This window comes from Zafaria cholistanensis (genome assembly GCF_008580665.1).
Lineage (GTDB): Bacteria > Actinomycetota > Actinomycetes > Actinomycetales > Micrococcaceae > Zafaria > Zafaria cholistanensis.
Map to the genome: position 1 here is coordinate 92652 of NZ_BKDJ01000008.1, position 15581 is coordinate 108232.

Annotated in this window: 14 protein-coding genes; 10 read left to right on the forward strand and 4 right to left on the reverse strand. The window is 69.2% G+C overall.

All coding sequences use genetic code 11. The features are described from left to right. The first annotated feature begins 58 nt into the window (after nucleotides 1-58). From aceB to NCCP_RS09065, 5 genes are all read left to right on the forward strand, one after another. A complete protein-coding gene (gene aceB, locus NCCP_RS09045; protein WP_149956917.1) occupies nucleotides 59-1699 on the forward strand; it encodes a malate synthase A in 1641 nt (546 codons plus the stop codon). Nucleotides 1700-1896: 197 nt separating this feature from the next. After that, nucleotides 1897-3156: an MFS transporter gene (locus NCCP_RS09050; protein WP_149956918.1), complete on the forward strand. Its 1260-nt coding sequence runs from the start codon at nucleotides 1897-1899 to the stop codon at nucleotides 3154-3156. Between the two features lie 53 nt (nucleotides 3157-3209). Further along, entirely contained in the window at nucleotides 3210-3407 is a 198-nt protein-coding gene (locus NCCP_RS09055; RefSeq protein WP_149956919.1) for a hypothetical protein, read from the forward strand. A gap of 133 nt (nucleotides 3408-3540) precedes the next feature. After that, on the forward strand, nucleotides 3541-3984 hold the full coding sequence (locus NCCP_RS09060) for a hypothetical protein (protein ID WP_149956920.1): 444 nt from the start codon (nucleotides 3541-3543) through the stop codon (nucleotides 3982-3984). 67 nt (nucleotides 3985-4051) lie between these two features. After that, nucleotides 4052-4825 (forward strand): DsbA family oxidoreductase, encoded by a 774-nt coding sequence (locus NCCP_RS09065; RefSeq protein ID WP_225873768.1) that lies wholly within the window; start codon nucleotides 4052-4054, stop codon nucleotides 4823-4825. A 46-nt stretch (nucleotides 4826-4871) separates the two neighbouring features. Here the strand turns inward: NCCP_RS09065 and NCCP_RS09070 are convergent, their stop codons facing one another. Together NCCP_RS09070 and NCCP_RS09075 are read right to left on the reverse strand one after the other, a co-directional pair. Further along, the gene (locus NCCP_RS09070) at nucleotides 4872-5522 is read right to left on the reverse strand and encodes a LytR C-terminal domain-containing protein (RefSeq protein ID WP_149956922.1); all 651 of its coding nucleotides are present in this window, start codon (nucleotides 5520-5522) and stop codon (nucleotides 4872-4874) included. Nucleotides 5523-5535: 13 nt separating this feature from the next. Beyond that, nucleotides 5536-5835 carry a type II toxin-antitoxin system VapB family antitoxin gene (locus tag NCCP_RS09075; RefSeq protein ID WP_149956923.1) on the reverse strand — a complete coding sequence of 100 codons (300 nt, stop codon included), beginning with the start codon at nucleotides 5833-5835 and terminating at the stop codon, nucleotides 5536-5538. Between the two features lie 228 nt (nucleotides 5836-6063). Between NCCP_RS09075 and NCCP_RS09080 the strand changes: the two genes are divergently transcribed. Both NCCP_RS09080 and NCCP_RS09085 read left to right on the forward strand, forming a co-directional pair. Continuing rightward, nucleotides 6064-7089, forward strand: a complete 1026-nt coding sequence (locus NCCP_RS09080) for an isopenicillin N synthase family dioxygenase (RefSeq protein ID WP_149956924.1) — start codon at nucleotides 6064-6066, stop codon at nucleotides 7087-7089. 273 nt (nucleotides 7090-7362) lie between these two features. Next, nucleotides 7363-8166, forward strand: a complete 804-nt coding sequence (locus NCCP_RS09085) for an IclR family transcriptional regulator (RefSeq protein ID WP_149956925.1) — start codon at nucleotides 7363-7365, stop codon at nucleotides 8164-8166. A 25-nt stretch (nucleotides 8167-8191) separates the two neighbouring features. Here NCCP_RS09085 and NCCP_RS09090 read toward each other — a convergent pair whose 3' ends face one another. Together NCCP_RS09090 and NCCP_RS09095 are read right to left on the reverse strand one after the other, a co-directional pair. Further along, complete coding sequence (locus NCCP_RS09090) at nucleotides 8192-10510, reverse strand: FdhF/YdeP family oxidoreductase (RefSeq protein ID WP_149956926.1); 2319 nt, start codon at nucleotides 10508-10510, stop codon at nucleotides 8192-8194. Nucleotides 10511-10626: 116 nt separating this feature from the next. Next, nucleotides 10627-11784 (reverse strand): S-(hydroxymethyl)mycothiol dehydrogenase, encoded by a 1158-nt coding sequence (locus NCCP_RS09095; protein ID WP_149956927.1) that lies wholly within the window; start codon nucleotides 11782-11784, stop codon nucleotides 10627-10629. 1077 nt (nucleotides 11785-12861) lie between these two features. On the opposite strand from NCCP_RS09095, the gene NCCP_RS09100 reads away from it, so the two are divergent. The 3 genes from NCCP_RS09100 to moaA all read left to right on the forward strand — a co-directional run bounded on the left by NCCP_RS09100 (nucleotide 12862) and on the right by moaA (nucleotide 15566). Continuing rightward, nucleotides 12862-13485 carry a cyclodeaminase/cyclohydrolase family protein gene (locus NCCP_RS09100; protein ID WP_149956995.1) on the forward strand — a complete coding sequence of 208 codons (624 nt, stop codon included), beginning with the start codon at nucleotides 12862-12864 and terminating at the stop codon, nucleotides 13483-13485. After that, nucleotides 13482-14381 (forward strand): bifunctional 5,10-methylenetetrahydrofolate dehydrogenase/5,10-methenyltetrahydrofolate cyclohydrolase, encoded by a 900-nt coding sequence (locus NCCP_RS09105; protein ID WP_149956928.1) that lies wholly within the window; start codon nucleotides 13482-13484, stop codon nucleotides 14379-14381. The genes NCCP_RS09100 and NCCP_RS09105 overlap by 4 nt, the downstream gene beginning before the upstream one ends. Before the next feature lie 84 nt (nucleotides 14382-14465). Beyond that, nucleotides 14466-15566, forward strand: coding sequence for a GTP 3',8-cyclase MoaA (gene moaA / locus NCCP_RS09110; RefSeq protein ID WP_414727718.1), 1101 nt, complete (start codon nucleotides 14466-14468; stop codon nucleotides 15564-15566). Nucleotides 15567-15581: the final 15 nt, after the last annotated feature.

A 15581-nucleotide genomic window follows, 5' to 3' on the forward strand; every position in this document is an offset into this window, starting at 1 on the left:
CACCGGACCACCGCGCCGCCGTCGCACACCAGAACTTTTCCAGGCAGGAGCCAGAACCATGAACGATCCGATCACCCTCAACGGAGTTACCCTCACCGCGGTGCCGGTTTGCCGGCAGGAGGAAGTCCTCACGCCCCAGGCCCTGGTTTTCCTGGCCACGCTGCACCGCGCCTTTGAGGACCGCCGCCAGGAGCTGCTCCGGGCGCGCAAGGTCCGCCGGAACCAGATTGCCCGCGGCGCGGACCCGCGCTTCCTGCCCGGAACCCGGCACATCCGCGAGGACGCCACCTGGTCCGTCCCCTCCCCGGCCCCGGGCCTGGAAGACCGCCGCGTGGAGATCACCGGACCGGTGGACCGGAAGATGACCATCAACGCGCTGAACTCCGGCGCGAAGGTCTGGCTCGCCGACTTCGAGGACTCCTCCACCCCCACCTGGTCCAACGTGGTCAACGGGCAGCTGAACCTGCGTGACGTTCTGGACCGCAGGATCGACTTCACCTCCCCGGAGGGCAAGAAGTACCGGCTCTCCGGCGAGCGCCTGACCGACCTGCCCACCATCGTGGTGCGCCCGCGCGGCTGGCACCTGCCGGAGAAGAACCTGCTGGTGGGCGGGGAGCCGGTGGCCGGGGCCCTGGTGGACTTCGGGCTGTACTTCTTCCACAACGCCCAGCGCCTGATCGCCCAGGGCCGCGGCCCGTACTTCTACCTGCCCAAGACGGAGAACCACCTGGAGGCGCGCCTCTGGAATGACGTCTTCGTCCTGGCCCAGGACCTGCTGGGCATTCCGCAGGGCACCATCCGCGCCACCGTGCTGATCGAGACGATCACCGCCGCGTTCGAATTGGAGGAGATCCTCTACGAACTGCGCGACCACGCCGCGGGCCTGAACGCCGGCCGCTGGGACTACATCTTCTCGGTGATCAAGAACTTCCGGAACCGGGGCCCGCGCTTCGTGCTCCCGGACCGCAACATGGTCACCATGACCGCCCCGTTCATGCGCTCCTACACCGAGCAGCTGGTCCGGGCCTGCCACCGGCGCGGGGCGATGGCGATTGGCGGGATGGCCGCGTTCGTGCCCAACCGCCGCGACCCGGAGGCTAACGCGGTCGCGTTCGAGAAGGTCCGCGCGGACAAGACCCGCGAGGCCAACGACGGCTTCGACGGTTCCTGGGTGGCGCACCCGGACCTGGTTCCGGTGGCCCGGGAGGTCTTCGACTCGGTGCTGGGCGAGCGTCCCAACCAGCGGGACCGCCAGCGCGAGGACGTGATCCCGGATGACCGCGAGCTGCTGAACATCGCCGGCACCCAGGGACTCATCACCGAGGCGGGGCTGCGCAACAACATCGAGGTGGGCCTGCGCTACATCGAGTCCTGGCTGCGCGGCAACGGCGCGGTGGCCATCCACAACCTGATGGAGGACGCCGCCACCGCGGAGATCTCCCGTTCCCAGATTTGGCAGTGGATCCACCAGCACGCCGTCACCGACGAGGGCGAGATCATCACCCGCCACTGGGTCGAGGAGCTCCTGGAGCAGGAGTTCTCGAAGCTGGAGCGCTTCGAGGACGACCGCTTCGAGGACGCCCGCGAGATCTTCGCCGAGTGCGCGCTCGCCGAAGAGTTCCCGGCGTTCCTGACCCTGCCGGCGTACTCGCGCTTCCTCTGCGAGGAATCGCCGCTGAAGGTCATGACCACCGTGTAGGGCCGGGTTGCATTGCGGCCGCGTTCTTGCCGGCGCGGCCGCCGGAACGACGGCGGGTTTCCTGGCAATGGCGCCAGGAGACCCGCCGTTTGGCGTGCGGGAACGGGTGGGTGCCAGCCGGCAGGGCGTGCAGACCATAATGGGAGCCGTGCGCCCGGTGGCCCGTGCCGGCGCGGGGAACGGAATCGAGGAACCAGGTGACCGGGGACAGCCGCCCGCCCGCACGGCTCTGGAGCCGGGACTTCATTCTGGCTTTCGGCGCCAACGCCTTCTCCATGATGGTGTTCTACCTGCTGCTGACCTCCATGGCCCTCTACGCCGCCGAGCGCTTCCAGGCCTCGGACAGCGCCGCGGGACTGGCCTCCAGCGCCTACATCATCGGCTCCATCCTGGCCCGGCTGTTTGCGGGGCGGTTGCTGGACGTCGTGGGACGCAAGCGGATGCTGATGGTTTCACTGGCCGCCTTCGTGGTGTTCTCGCTCCTGTACATCCCCGCCGAAACGCTCCCGGGGCTGATCGGACTGCGCTTCCTGCACGGCGTGGCGTTCGGGGCCGGGAACACGGCCCTGGGCGCCTCGGTCCAGGCCATCATTCCCCCCGCCCGGCGCAGCGAAGGCACCGGCTACTACGGCCTTTCCGCCACGCTGGCCACCGCGACCGGCCCGTTCCTGGCCGTCTCCCTCTCCAGCAGCGGCAACTACACCGCCATCTTCTACGCCAGTGCCGCCTTTTCCGTGGCGTCCTTTGTGATCGCGCTGATGCTGCGCATGCCCCGGCGGCCCCAACGGACCCGGCCCGCCGCGGGCCAGCCGGGATTGCGGCAGGGCGGGCTGCGGCAGGGCGGGCTGCGGCAGGGCAGGTTCCTGGCCTCGCTGGTGGAGCGGACCGTGCTGCCGGTGACGATGGTCATCCTGCTCACCGGAGTGGGGTATTCGGGCGTCGTCGCGTTCCTGGCCTCCTACGCGGACTCCCGCGGGGTGGCGAACGCGGCCAGCGGGTTCTTCCTGACCTATGCGGTGGCGGTGGCGTTTTCCCGGCTGTTCATGGGACGGCTCCAGGACCGGCACGGGGACAACGCCGTGATCTATCCGGCACTGGCCGCCTTCGCGGCGGGCGTGGGAATGCTGGCGTTCCCGCCCTCCCCGGCGACGATCGCCGCGGCTGCCCTCCTGGCCGGCTTCGGCTACAGCACCCTGATGTCCGGCCTGCAGGCGATCGCCGTCTCCAAGGTGCCGTCCACGCACATTGGCACTGCGGTTTCCACCTTCTACCTGGTGCTCGACGTCGGCGTTGGCCTGGGGCCGGTGGCGTTGGGCCTCCTGGTTCCGGCCGCCGGCTTCCAGGGCATGTATGCGGCCTGTTCCGCGCTCGCCGTCGCGGCTATCGGCGTCTACCATCTGGTCCACGGGCGCCATCAGGGGCCGCCGCTCCGGCAGGAGGGACGCCCCACCCCTTGAGGCGGGGCGGGGGCTTCGCCTAGCGTTGGTGCCCCGACGAACGGAGACCCGCCATGGGCACGAATGTGGACCCCCCGGACCCCGCCGACAGCGACGCCCTTGCCGATGGCAGGATCGACGCGGAGGATGCCCGCCGCGTCGGCCCGCCGGACGACGATGCCTTGCTCGACAGCGAACGTCCCGTGATCCCCGACGACGATCCGGAGGACGGGCCCGAGCCGGAGGAGGCCCCGGACCCCCCGGACATTTAGCTCTCCCGCTCCCGCGCCCCACGCCATGCCCGGGGCGCGGGAGCGGTTGCGCCGGAGGGTTCTGCGGGTGTTTGGCCAGCGCTGTTCCGCCAGCGTTATTCAGTGGGGGGCCGGTCCGTCGAAGGTGATGGCAATGAGGATTTTTGCGGCGGGCACTGCCGGCAGGGTCTCGCTGGGGCTGGTGGCGGTGGGCCTGGTGGGCCTGCCCGTGGCCTTCCTGGTCCCCGGGGACCCCTACCGGCTGGTGGCCTGCAACACCGCCGTGGTGGTGCTCCTCACCGGCGCCGGCATCGGTATCCTGGCCGACCACCACAACCGGGGCGAGGCGCTGACGATCGCCCCCTCCACGCCGGCCGGGTACCTGACCCTGGGACTGTTCGTGGCGGCCGTCATCCTGCTCGGGACCCACTTTGCAGTGGCCGGGCTGGGGGTGGGGCTCCTGGCGATCGCCGCCGGCCTGTTCACGGTCACCGCCCGCCATGACCGCTCCGCCCTGGTCCTGGCCGGAACACTGCTGCCGGCCGCGCTCGTGTCCTCTTTCCTCCTCGGCGAAGTCGCCCAGGCGGTGGGCTCCTAGGCATCCCGTGGGGCAAAGGTTCCCGGGCCGCGGGAATACCGCCCCCGGAGACCCGGTTGCACCCAGGGTGAATACTCCCCGACTGAGCGTCGACATCTGGTCCGACATCGCCTGCCCCTGGTGCTTCATCGGCAAGCGCCGCTTCGAGAAGGCGCTGGACGCCCTCCCGTTCAAGGACCAGGTGGACATCACCTGGCATGCCTACCAGCTGGACCCTTCCCTGCCCGAGCACTACGAGGGGTCCGAGGAGGAGTACCTGGCGCAGGTCAAGGGCCTGGCCCCGGAGCAGGTGCGCCAGATGCTCGCCCACGTCACCGAACAGGCCGCCGGGGAGGGGCTTTCCTACGACTTTGCCTCGCTGCGCCCGGCCAACTCCTTCACCGCCCTGCGCCTGCTGGCGCTGGCCAAGGAGCACGGCTTGGGCAACGGGGTGAAGGAGGCGCTGCTCTCCGCGCACTTCGAACGCGGCCTGGACACCGGGAACCGGGAGGTGCTGCGCACCCTCGGCGAGGAGGCCGGGCTGCCGGCCGCCGACGTCGTGCGGGTCCTGGAATCCGACGCCTATGCGGAGGAGGTGCGCGCCGACATCGCCCAGGCCCGCGCCCTGGGGATCACCGGGGTGCCGTTCTTCGTGCTGGAGAACAAGTACGGAGTCTCCGGCGCCCAGCCCCCGGAACTGTTCGAGCAGGCGCTGACGCAGGTGTGGGATGAGATCCGCGGATCCGGCCTGACCCTGATCGGCGCCCACGGCGGCAAGGGACACAGCGGCGGGGGACACAGCGGCGAGGGACACAGCACCCATGGAGACGGGCAGGCCTGCGGCCCCGACGGCTGCGCCTAGCGGCCGGCTGCCCTGGGCCCGGCGGCCGGCTGCCCTGCCCCTCGCGTCACCCCTCGTCGCGGGGGCAGCTGAGCCGGCCCTCCTCCGTGGAGACCCTTTCCGCATCCACCAGCCCCACGTACTTGCGGCCCACCACCAGGTCCACGGCCGCCGCCCCCATCCGGGCGTCGGCCACGTACTCCGTCCCCTTGATGTGGCGCTGGACGGTCAGCGCGGCCGTTCTCCCGTCGGTTCCGGAGACCACGGCCGCGACGATGCTGGTGTTGCTGAGCGTCCGGTTGCCCACCTCCCCGACCTGGAAGCCGCGCTGCCGCAGATCCTCCGCCACCTTCCTGGCCAGGCCGGGAATGCGGGTGCCGTTGTAGACATTGACGACGGCGGTGCCCGGCTCGGCGTAGGCCAGGATGTCGCGGGGACAGCCGGACACCGCGGCGGAGGCGGCCGGGGTCGGGGTGTACTCCCAGGCCGGAATCACCATCTGCCGGGTCAGGAGCAGGTATGCGCCTGCGACGGAAACGGCCAGCAGCAGGACCAAAAACACCAGCACCGCCGCATGGAACGCGTGCCGCAGGGTGCGCCGCCGCCGGGAAGCCGGATCCAGGGCGCCGGGGAAGCTGTAGGCCAGATCCTCCTCCGTGACGATGCGGTGGCCATGCCATTCGAGCGGATCCTGCCGTCCTGCCTCTTTTGCGTCCACCCGTGCTCCTTGGCTAGTCGTCCAGCACCAGGACCCGGGCGTGCATGACGGATCGCTGGTGCAGCGCGGTGCGGACTGCCCGGTGCAGCCCGTCCTCCAGGTACTTTGTGCCGCGCCACTGGACCACGTGCGGGAACAGGTCCCCGAAGAACGTCGAGTCCTCGGCGAGCAGCGCCTCCAGGTCCAGCGTCCGCTTGGTGGTCACCAGTTCGTCGAGCCGGACCTGGCGCGGAGGGACCTTGGCCCAGTCGCGTGGAGACACGCAGCTGTGCTCCGGATACGGGCGCGAGTCGCCAACCGCTTTGAAGATCACGGCACCAGCTTAGGTACTCCCCCCAATACTTGGAATGACCAGCTTTCTTCCCACTTCCGCGGGGACCTCCTCTCCCCCCGCGCCCGCGCGGCCGCACCCAAGGCGGATGGCGGAGACTGCGCCCCCGCACGGCCCCAAAGTCAAGGGCTGAGTCACACTGCGACACAGCGCTGAACCGTCCGTAACATTCACTACCCCCGCGCGTAACAGGATTGCTACCTTGCTGGCATGAACACAGTCCGCACCTCCGTTCCCGTTCTGGACATGTCCGGGGCCCGCCTGGCCGACGGCACGTTCAACCCCGCGTTCATCGACGCGCTGCGCGACGCCACCCACAACGTCGGCTTCTTCCAGATCACCGGCTACGGTGCCGCGCCGGGGCAGCCGGAGGCCCTGCTGGACACGATCGCGCGCTTCTTCAAGCTGCCGCTGGAGGAACGCCTCAAGCTGGACAACCGCAACTCCCCCCAGTTCCGCGGCTACACGCGCCTGGGCACCGAGATCACGCAGGGCCGCGCCGACTCCCGCGAGCAGATCGACTACGGCCCCGAGCGCGAGCCGCTGGAGAACGTCCCGGCGGACCGCCCCTACCTGAACCTCCAGGGCCCCAACCAGTGGCCCGAGTCCTTCCCGGAACTGGAGCGGGCCGCGATGGACTGGGCCGCGCTGATGTCGAGGATCGGCGCGGAACTGCTCTCCGCCATCGCCGTCTCGCTGGAACTGCCGGCCGACTACTTCGATGAGCCCTTCGCCGGCACCCCGGCCTGGATGGGCAAGCTGGTGCACTACGTGGGCGGCGGGCTGGTCCCGGAGGCCGGTGACCAGGGCGTGGGCTCCCACGCGGACTACGGGTTCGTCACCCTGCTGCTGCAGGACCAGGTCGGCGGCCTCGAGGTCAAGCCCTACGGCCAGGACGAATGGATCGACGTGCCGCCGATTCCGGGCGCACTGGTGGTCAACCTCGGCGAGATGCTGGAGGTGGCGACCAACGGCTACCTGCAGGCAACCATCCACCGCGTCACCGCGCCCCCGGCCGGCGTGGACCGCTACTCCGTGCCGTTCTTCTGGTCCCCGCGCCTGGACGCGACGATCGACGTCGTACCGCTGCCGGAGCACCTCGCCGCTGACGCCCGCGGCGTCTCCGATGATCCGGACAACCCGATGCTCTCCTCCTATGGCGCCAACGTCCTGAAGGGCTGGCTGCGTGCCCACCCGCAGACCGCGGCGATCCACTACCCGAAGCTGGTGAAGTAACCACCCCGGCCTTGCGGCCGCGCGGATGGGGAGCGGGGGTATTCGGCTCAGAACACCCCCGCTCCCCCCATTTAAGCGGCCCCTGCCGGAACTCCTGCCGGCCGAGGATGCCGCTGTGGCGGGAGTTCCGGACAGCGGTACGGTTGGGTAATGCCCGGTAGGGCGTTTCGCGAAGAGGTTTGGCGAAGATGTGTCAGGGTGGGGTTGTGACCGGATGACGGAGTTGGGCTAGCAAAAGGGAGCCGTGCTGTGGCAGGTGTGGACGAAGAAGCGATGCCGGAAGCCCTCGGGGAAGATTCGGCCGAAGGCGCCCAGCACGGCGGGGTCCAGTCCGTGGACCGGGCAATCACCGTGCTGGAGATCCTCTCGCGCGAAGGCCATGCAGGAGTCAGCGAAGTTGCCTCCGAAATGGGCATCCACAAATCCACCGCCTCCCGGCTTCTGGGAGCGCTGGTGGCCCGGGAAATCGTCCAGCAGAACCGCGAACGCGGCAAGTACCAGCTCGGCTTCGGCATCCTGCGCCTGGCCGCGTCCATTCCCGGACGGCTGAGCCTGGTCCAGGAGACCGGACCGGTCCTGCAGGACTTGGCCGCGGAATACAGGGAAACCGCGAACCTGGCCGTGTTGCGGGCCAACTACGCGGTCAACGTGGACCAGGCCATGGGACCGGCCACCCTGGCCACCCAGGACTGGGTGGGAAGCCTGACCCCGCTGCACGCCACCGCCAGCGGAAAGGTCCTCCTGGCCGCGCTGCCGGCCGAGGAACGCCAGCGGATCCTGGGGGAGACCGGGCTTCCGGCCTTCACCGCCCAGACCCTCACCTCGCGGCCGCGCCTGGAAAAGGAACTGCTCGAGGTCGCCCGGACCGGGCTGGCCTTCACCGAGGAGGAGTACGAGATCGGACTCAACGCCGCGGCCGTGCCCGTGCGGGACCACCTGGGCAAGGTCATCGCCAGCGTCAGCGTCTCCGGCCCGTCCTTCCGGTTCCGGCCCAAGGAACAGCCCGGCCTGCTCGAATCCCTCAAGCAGGCCGGGCTGGAAATCAGCCGCAGGATGGGCTACCCCACCACCACCTGAGCCCGCTGCACCAACCAAGCCGTGGCTAGCTGCCCTGCGGGGAGTCGTGCCGGATAAAGCGGACCGTCATCGCCTTGTACCCCGGGGTGTTGGACTCGCGGGCCACCAGCTCCCGGTGCACCAGAACGTTCGCCTCCGGGAAGTACGCGGCCGCGCACCCGCGGGCGGTCGGATAGGAGACCAGGCGGAACTTGTCCGCACGGCGCTCCGCACCGTTGAAGGTGCTGATCACGTCCACCAGCTCGCGGTCGGCGAAGCCCAGCTGTTGCAGGTCCTCCGGGTTGACCAGTATGACGCGGCGGCCATTGGAGATGCCGCGGTAGCGGTCGTCCAGGCCGTAGAAGGTCGTGTTGTACTGGTCGTGGCTGCGCATGGTCTGCAGGATCAGATGCCCCTCCGGTGCCTGCAGGTACTCGAGGGGGCTGACCGAGAACCGCGCCTTGGCGATGTCCGTGGCGAACGACCGGGTGTCCCGCGGCGGGTTCGGCAGCACGAATCCGTTCTTCTGCCGGATCCGCTCATTGAAGTTCTCGAACCCCGGCAGCACGCGGGAGATGTGGTCGCGGATGACGTCGTAGTCCTCGGCCATCGCCCGCCAGTCCACGGGGTGGTCCTCCCCAAAGGTGGCCTGGGCCATCCGGGCGATGATGACCGGTTCGGACAAAAGGTGCTCGCTGACCGGTTCCAGGCGCCCCTGGGTGGAATGGACGACCGACATCGAGTCCTCGACGGAGAGGAACTGTGCCCCCGAGGGGTGCTTGTCGTCTTTGTCCGTGCGGCCCAGGGTGGGCAGGATCAGGGATGTCCTCCCGTGCACCACGTGCGAGCGGTTGGGCTTGGTGGAGACGTGCACGGTCAGTCCGGCACGCTTCATCCCGGCTTCGAGCACCTCAGTGTCTGAGCAGGCCAGGGCAAAGTTGCCGCCCATGGAGACAAAGACGTCCACCTCGTCCTTCTCGAACGCCTCCAGGGTCTCCGTGGCGTCCACCCCGTGCGCCCGCGGACTGGTGATGCCGAATTCGGCGTCAATGGCCTCCAGCAGCCATTCCGCCGGCTTCTCCCAGATGCCCATGGTGCGGTCGCCCTGGACGTTGGAGTGGCCCCGGACCGGGCAGGCACCGGCGCCGGGCTTGCCGAAGTTCCCCTGCAGCAGGAGCAGGTTGATGATTTCCCGCAGGGTGTTCACGGAATGCGGCTGCTGGGTCACGCCCAGCGCCCAGCAGAAGATGGTGGCCTTGGACTTCGCCAGCAGCCCGGCAACCCGGGTGATGTCCAGCCGGGAAAGCCCGGTGGCCTTCTCCGTCTCCTCCCAGTCGATGCTGCTGCGGGCCTGGCGGTACTCCTCGAATCCGCTGGTCTTGTCCTTGATGAACTCCGCGTCCACCACGGACCCGGGACGCCGCTGCTCCTCCTCCAGCAGGAGGTGCCCCAGCGCCTGCATCAGGGCAAGGTCGCCTCCCACCTTGATCTGCAGGAATTCGTCGGCGATCTGGGCCCCGCCGCGCGCCAGGTTGCGGGGATCCTGCGGATCCTTGAACTTGAGCAGGCCGGCCTCGGGCAGCGGGTTCACTGCGACCACCTTGCCGCCGTTCTCCCTGCACTCGGCGAGGGCGGAAAGCATGCGCGGGTGGTTCGTCCCCGGGTTTTGCCCCACGACGAAGATCAGCTCCGCGTGGTGCATGTCTTCCAGCGAGACGGTGCCCTTCCCGATGCCGATGGTCGGGTTGAGCGCCGAGCCCGAGGACTCGTGGCACATGTTCGAGCAGTCAGGCAGGTTGTTGGTGCCGATCGAGCGGGCGAAGAGCTGGTACATGAACGCGGCCTCGTTGGCGGTGCGTCCCGACGTGTAGAAGATGCAGCGGTCCGGGGTGGTGGCACGGATGTGTTCACCAATGAGCTCGAAGGCATCGGTCCACGAGATTGGCGAGTAGTGCGTCTCCCCTTCGCGGATCACGACGGGCTCAGTGATCCGGCCCTGGTTACCCAGCCAGTATTCCGTCTTCCCGGCGAGCTCCTCGATCGGGTGCGCGGCCCAAAACTCGGGGGTCACGGTGCGCAGGGTGTTCTCTTCCGCGATGGCCTTGGCGCCGTTCTCGCAGAACTCTGCCGGCTTCCGGGCCCCGGTGATCGACTCCGGCCACGCGCACCCGGGACAGTCGAATCCTCCACGCTGGTTCACCCGCAGCATCGAGCGAACGGTCCGGGCGACCCCTCCCTGCGAAAAGCCCCTGTCGAGCGAAACCATGACGGCCTTCACACCCGCAGCCGCGGTTTTGGGCCCATGCACTTCAAGGTCGTTTTCGTCGATGTCTTTGACGGGAGCGTTCCGTCTGCCAAGTTCCATATTGGCCCTCCTGATACATGTGGGCTGGTGAAAGGTAAGGCGCCCGGGCGCTGCCCTGGGCGGGGAGCCTGGCGGTCCGGCGGCACGGCCGCACCCGGGTCCGCCAGGGGTGGGCCCTAGCGAACCAGGGATTCCTTGGGGTCCGCCTGTCCGGCGAGGCTCCCGGTTCCGGACAGCGCCCCGGCCGATGCCACTTCGACGACGGAGCGGAGGACTTTGCCGTCGTGCATTTTGTGGAAGGCGTCTTCGATGTCGTTCAGGGTGATGCGTTCGGTGACGAAGGCGTCCAGGTCCAGGCGTCCGAGTTTGTACTGGTCCACGAGCATGGGGAAGTCACGGGAGGGCAGGCAGTCGCCGTACCAGGAGGATTTGAGGGATCCGCCGCGGCCGAAGATCTCCAGCAGGGGCAGTTCGAGTTTCATGTCGGGGGTGGGGACCCCGACGAGGACGACGCGTCCGGCCAGGTCGCGGGCGTGGAAGGCCTGGGTGTAGGTTTCGGGGCGTCCGACGGCGTCGATGACGACGTCGGCGCCGAATCCTCCGGTGAGGTTGCGGATGGCCTCTATGGGGTCGGTCTCGGAGGAGTTGATGCCGTGGGTGGCGCCGAGTTTTTGGGCGAGGGCGACCTTGGCGGGGTCGATGTCCACGGCGATGATGGTGGTTGCTCCGGCGAGTTGGGCCCCGGCGATGGCGGCGATGCCGACGCCGCCGCAGCCGATGACGGCGACGGATTCGCCGCGGGTGACTTCGCCGGTGTTGATGGCCGCGCCGATGCCGGCCATGACTCCGCAGCCGAGCAGGCCTACGGCGGCGGGGTCGACGTCTTCGTCGACCTTGGTGCACTGGCCGGCGGCGACGAGGGTTTTTTCGGCGAATGCTCCGATGCCCAGGGCCGGGGAGAGGGGGGTGCCGTCTTCGAGGGTCATTTTTTGGGTGGCGTTGGCGGTGTTGAAGCAGTACTGGGGTTTGCCCTTGGCGCAGGAGCGGCAGGAGCCGCACACGGCGCGCCAGTTGAGGATGACGCGGTCTCCGATGGTGATGCCGGTGACGTTTTCGCCGATTTCGGTCACGATGCCGGTGGCTTCGTGGCCGAGCAGGTAGGGGAAGTCGTCCCCGATGCCGCCGAGTTTGTAGTGCAGGTCGGTGTGGCAGACTCCGCAGGTGAGGATGTCGACCACGGCCTCTCCGGGTCCGGGATCGGGGATGATGATGGTTTCGATCTCGACGGGGGCGTTCTTGGCCTTGACGACGACGGCCTTCACCTTATGTGCCATGGATGCTGCTCCTTGTCAGGGAAATGGTGTGGGTTGCGGGAAGGGCTGGACGGGGCCGTCGAAGATCGGTCCGGGTGGAAGATTCGGAGCCTCGTCCGAATCCTCGTGAAGCCGTTGGCGTGCCTTAATCAGGGGTGCCCGAACCAGTGGTGCCTGAATGGGTGGTACAGGGCTCACTTGTCCGCAGTCCATTAGTGCATTGATCCCGGTTGTGCATTGATCAACTTAACTCATTATGAGCAACAGTGATTCACTTCACAGGAGGCTGTCAACTTTGGGTTACCAATGTCACACTCCTCCCCCAATTCCCCGTCACCCGCCCCTCCCCGCCACCGGCCCGGCAGCTGCCCGGCGAGCGGTCGAGGGTTGACACCGCAAAGCGACGTGGGTCACTCTGTTGCACATACCGAGACTTGTTGCGTCCCGTGCGTCACTGCGGAATCGGTTTCGGCGGGATCCTTTGGCAGGCCCCGGCACGGCGGCGGAGTCCCGTGAGCACCCCGAGCATCCCTACGGGCGCTCCCGGCCATTTGCTGACCGCGCCGGCACCCGGGAAGGATCCGTTCTGGCTGGAAGGAACGCCTGCACCATGGCACATGAGTCCACTGCCGCCACACGGAAAGACGCTGTGGAGGCAAAGGCGGGCGCGCGCGTGGAAAACCTGGCCACCTCCGGCACCTTCAGCCTTGACGGCGGCACCTTCCCTGCCGCCACTCATCCCATCCGGGTAGCAATTGTTGGCGTTGGCAGCCGTGCCACGCCGCTGGTCCAGGGCGTCGGGTACTACAAGAAGGCCGGCCTGGACCGTGGCATGGGCGGCCCCACCCTCTCGGCCTCCTCCTGCTTCATGAAATCCCCCCGGAGCAGTACAGTGACGGCCTCGACAGTGACGGTCTCGACAGTGACGGCCTCGACAGTGAGGACCGCGCTGAAAAGGCCGACGCCTTCACCCGCGGCGACGGCAAACCGCAGGAGGCCCGTGCCGGGCCGTCCGCCGGATACACCCTGCCGGCCTGCACCCGGGGGCCGGCGCCGTACCCAGCCCTGTTCCGCCCAGCTACCTCAAAGGACCAGCCCATGATCGGTTCGGAAACTATCAGCGACTACCTGAAACGCCTGGCCGCCCGGGAGCCGACACCCGGCGGGGGAGCCGCCGGGGCCCTGCATGCGGCCCAAGGCGCAGCCCTGCTCGCCATGGCTTCCCGCTACACCACGGGAGAAAAGTACGCCGAACACGAGCACCGGGCCCGGCAGATCGCCTCCCGGGCGGAGGAGATCATCTCCGCCTCCCTGCAGACGGCGGACGACGACGAGTCAGCTTTTGGGGCGGTGATCGCGGCTTACGGGCGTCCCGCCGGTACGGAGGCCGAACGCACCGCACGCTCTGAAGCCATCCAGGAGGCAGTGCTTGAGGCCGGCGCGCCGCCACAGGCCCTCATCCTTCTGGCCACGGAAATCGTGGAACTGAGCAACGACCTGGTCAATTTCAGCAATCCGAACGTCATCAGCGATGTCGCCGCGGCTGCCGAGGCTGCACGGGCAGCGATCGCGACGGCGCTGGTAACGCTCCATATCAACATCAGCTCCCTCAAGGAGGCCGAGGCGCAGGAAGGCCTCCGGGCCGCGGCCGACCGCGCGGAGGACGCCCTCGAACTGGCCCAGGCCGTGACGCGGCGGGTACGGGAAAAGGTGGCGGCATGAAGGCGCTTGCCCTGGCCGGGCCGCCCGTGGCCCGGCAATTGCGCGAAACCACCGGCGCCAATGTGCGCGAACTCCATGGCAGGGGCATTACGCCGCGGCTCGCCGTCGTGCTGGCAACCGACAACGAAGCCACCCTCTGGTACGTCCGCTCCATTGCCCGGGCCGCCGAGAAGGCCGGGGTGGAGTGTGAGGTCCTCGACCTGGGGGCCACCGCGCAGGCCGGGGAGATCGCTGCGGTCCTGCGTGGGCTCAGCACCGATGACAACACCCACGGGATCATCCTGCAGACGCCCCTGCCGCCGGGGGTTTCAGCCGACGGGCTCGCCGCCGAGATCAGCGTCGACAAGGACATCGACGGCGCCAATCCGTTGAGCCTGGGCCGCCTGACCGCCGGACTGCCCGCCTTCGCGCCGGCGACCGCCCGCGCGGTGGTGGAGGTCCTCGACCACTACGGGTTCCCCCTGGCGGGCAAGTCCGTTGCCGTCGTGGGCCGGTCCACAGTGGTCGGCAAGCCCCTGCTGCAGCTGCTTCTCCACCGGGACGCCGCCGTGACCGTCTGCCATTCCCGCTCACAGCCGCTGGGCCGCTATACGCGCGACGCCGACGTCGTCGTCGCCGCGGCCGGCAGGGCGGGGCTGCTCACCGGCAGCGATATCCGCCCCGGGGCGGTGGTGGTCGATGTGGGAACCAACGTGCAGGAGGACGGACAGCTGGTGGGCGACGCCGACCCGGCGTCGGTGGGCGAGGTCGCCGCGGCATTGAGCCCCGTCCCTGGCGGCGTCGGCACCGTGACCACGGCACTCCTGGTCCTTCACACGACGGAGGCGGCCCTGGCCCGGGCCCGCCAGCCATCCCTTGCCGCCTCCTCCCCCGGCGGTGCCGGCGGCCATGCCTAGCGCGGCGGGCCGGCACGGCCGCGAACCGGATCCGGCCACGCCCGCGGAAGCCGCCGCCGGGGCGGGCGGGCGCGGGGGCAACCGGTGAGCATCGCGCTGGGCATGCCGCGGCTCCCCGACCGGAGCGGGCCGGCCGCGCCCCCGCCCGCTCCGGCCGGGGAGGCCCGGCTGCTGGACCGCTTCGGGCGCGTCGCGAGCGATCTGCGGATCTCCCTGATCGACAAGTGCAACCTCCGCTGCACCTATTGCATGCCCGCCGACGGGCTGGCCTGGCTGCCGCGCAACCGCCTGCTCACCCTTGAGGAGGTCCTGCGCCTGGTCCGGATCGGGGTCCGCGACCTGGGCGTGCGGGAAGTGCGCCTCACCGGCGGAGAACCCCTGGTCCGGGCGGACCTGGTGGAGATTGTCGCCGGACTGCGCGCCGAACACCCGCACCTGCCGGTCTCGATGACCACCAACGGCGTCGGCCTGGAGGCCAAGGCGCGGGCCCTGGCGGAGGCGGGCCTGACCCGGCTGAACGTCTCGCTGGACACCCTGCATGCGGGCACCTTCGAAAAGCTCACCCGCCGCGCGCATCTGAACCGGGTCCTGGCCGGCATCGAGGCCGCGGACGCGGCGGGGCTGCGCCCGCTGAAGATCAATGCCGTGCTGATGCGCGGCGTCAACGAGGACCAGGCCCCGGACCTGCTCGCCTGGGCGCTGGAGCGCGGGTACGAACTGCGCTTCATCGAACAGATGCCCCTGGACGCCGACCATGGGTGGCGCCGGGAGGACATGGTGACCGCAGCCGACACGCGCTCCCTGCTGCAGCGCACCCACCTGCTCACGCCGGACCCGCGCGCACGGGAAGGGGCCCCCGCCGAGCGTTTCCTGGTCTCCCGCCCCGCCGAGCCGGACCGGATCCTGGGCACCGTCGGGATCATTGCCTCCGTCACGGAACCCTTCTGCGCGGACTGCCGCCGCACCCGCATCACCGCCGAGGGGCGCGTCATGAGCTGCCTCTTCTCCCACGAGGAAACCGACCTGTCCGCGCTGCTGCGCTCGGGAGCCGCCGACGCCGAGGTGGCCCGGCGGTGGCGGGCGGCCATGTGGGTCAAGCCGCGCGCCCACGGCATGGACCATGCGGGCCTGGGCGCGGAGGACTTCGTCCAGCCAGACCGTTCCATGAGCGCCATCGGAGGCTAGGGGACGGCCGGGCGC

What these genes read in the sequence shown, in the direction of transcription:
- NCCP_RS09105 (WP_149956928.1), top strand. Translation starts at nt 13,482, where the DNA reads ATGAAGGCGCTTGCCCTGGCCGGGCCGCCCGTGGCCCGGCAATTGCGC.
- NCCP_RS09085 (WP_149956925.1), top strand. Translation starts at nt 7,363, where the DNA reads ATGCCGGAAGCCCTCGGGGAAGATTCGGCCGAAGGCGCCCAGCACGGC.
- NCCP_RS09060 (WP_149956920.1), top strand. Translation starts at nt 3,541, where the DNA reads ATGAGGATTTTTGCGGCGGGCACTGCCGGCAGGGTCTCGCTGGGGCTG.
- NCCP_RS09055 (WP_149956919.1), top strand. Translation starts at nt 3,210, where the DNA reads ATGGGCACGAATGTGGACCCCCCGGACCCCGCCGACAGCGACGCCCTT.
- NCCP_RS09080 (WP_149956924.1), top strand. Translation starts at nt 6,064, where the DNA reads ATGAACACAGTCCGCACCTCCGTTCCCGTTCTGGACATGTCCGGGGCC.
- NCCP_RS09090 (WP_149956926.1), bottom strand. Translation starts at nt 10,510, where the DNA reads ATGGAACTTGGCAGACGGAACGCTCCCGTCAAAGACATCGACGAAAAC.
- aceB (WP_149956917.1), top strand. Translation starts at nt 59, where the DNA reads ATGAACGATCCGATCACCCTCAACGGAGTTACCCTCACCGCGGTGCCG.
- NCCP_RS09095 (WP_149956927.1), bottom strand. Translation starts at nt 11,784, where the DNA reads ATGGCACATAAGGTGAAGGCCGTCGTCGTCAAGGCCAAGAACGCCCCC.
- NCCP_RS09100 (WP_149956995.1), top strand. Translation starts at nt 12,862, where the DNA reads ATGATCGGTTCGGAAACTATCAGCGACTACCTGAAACGCCTGGCCGCC.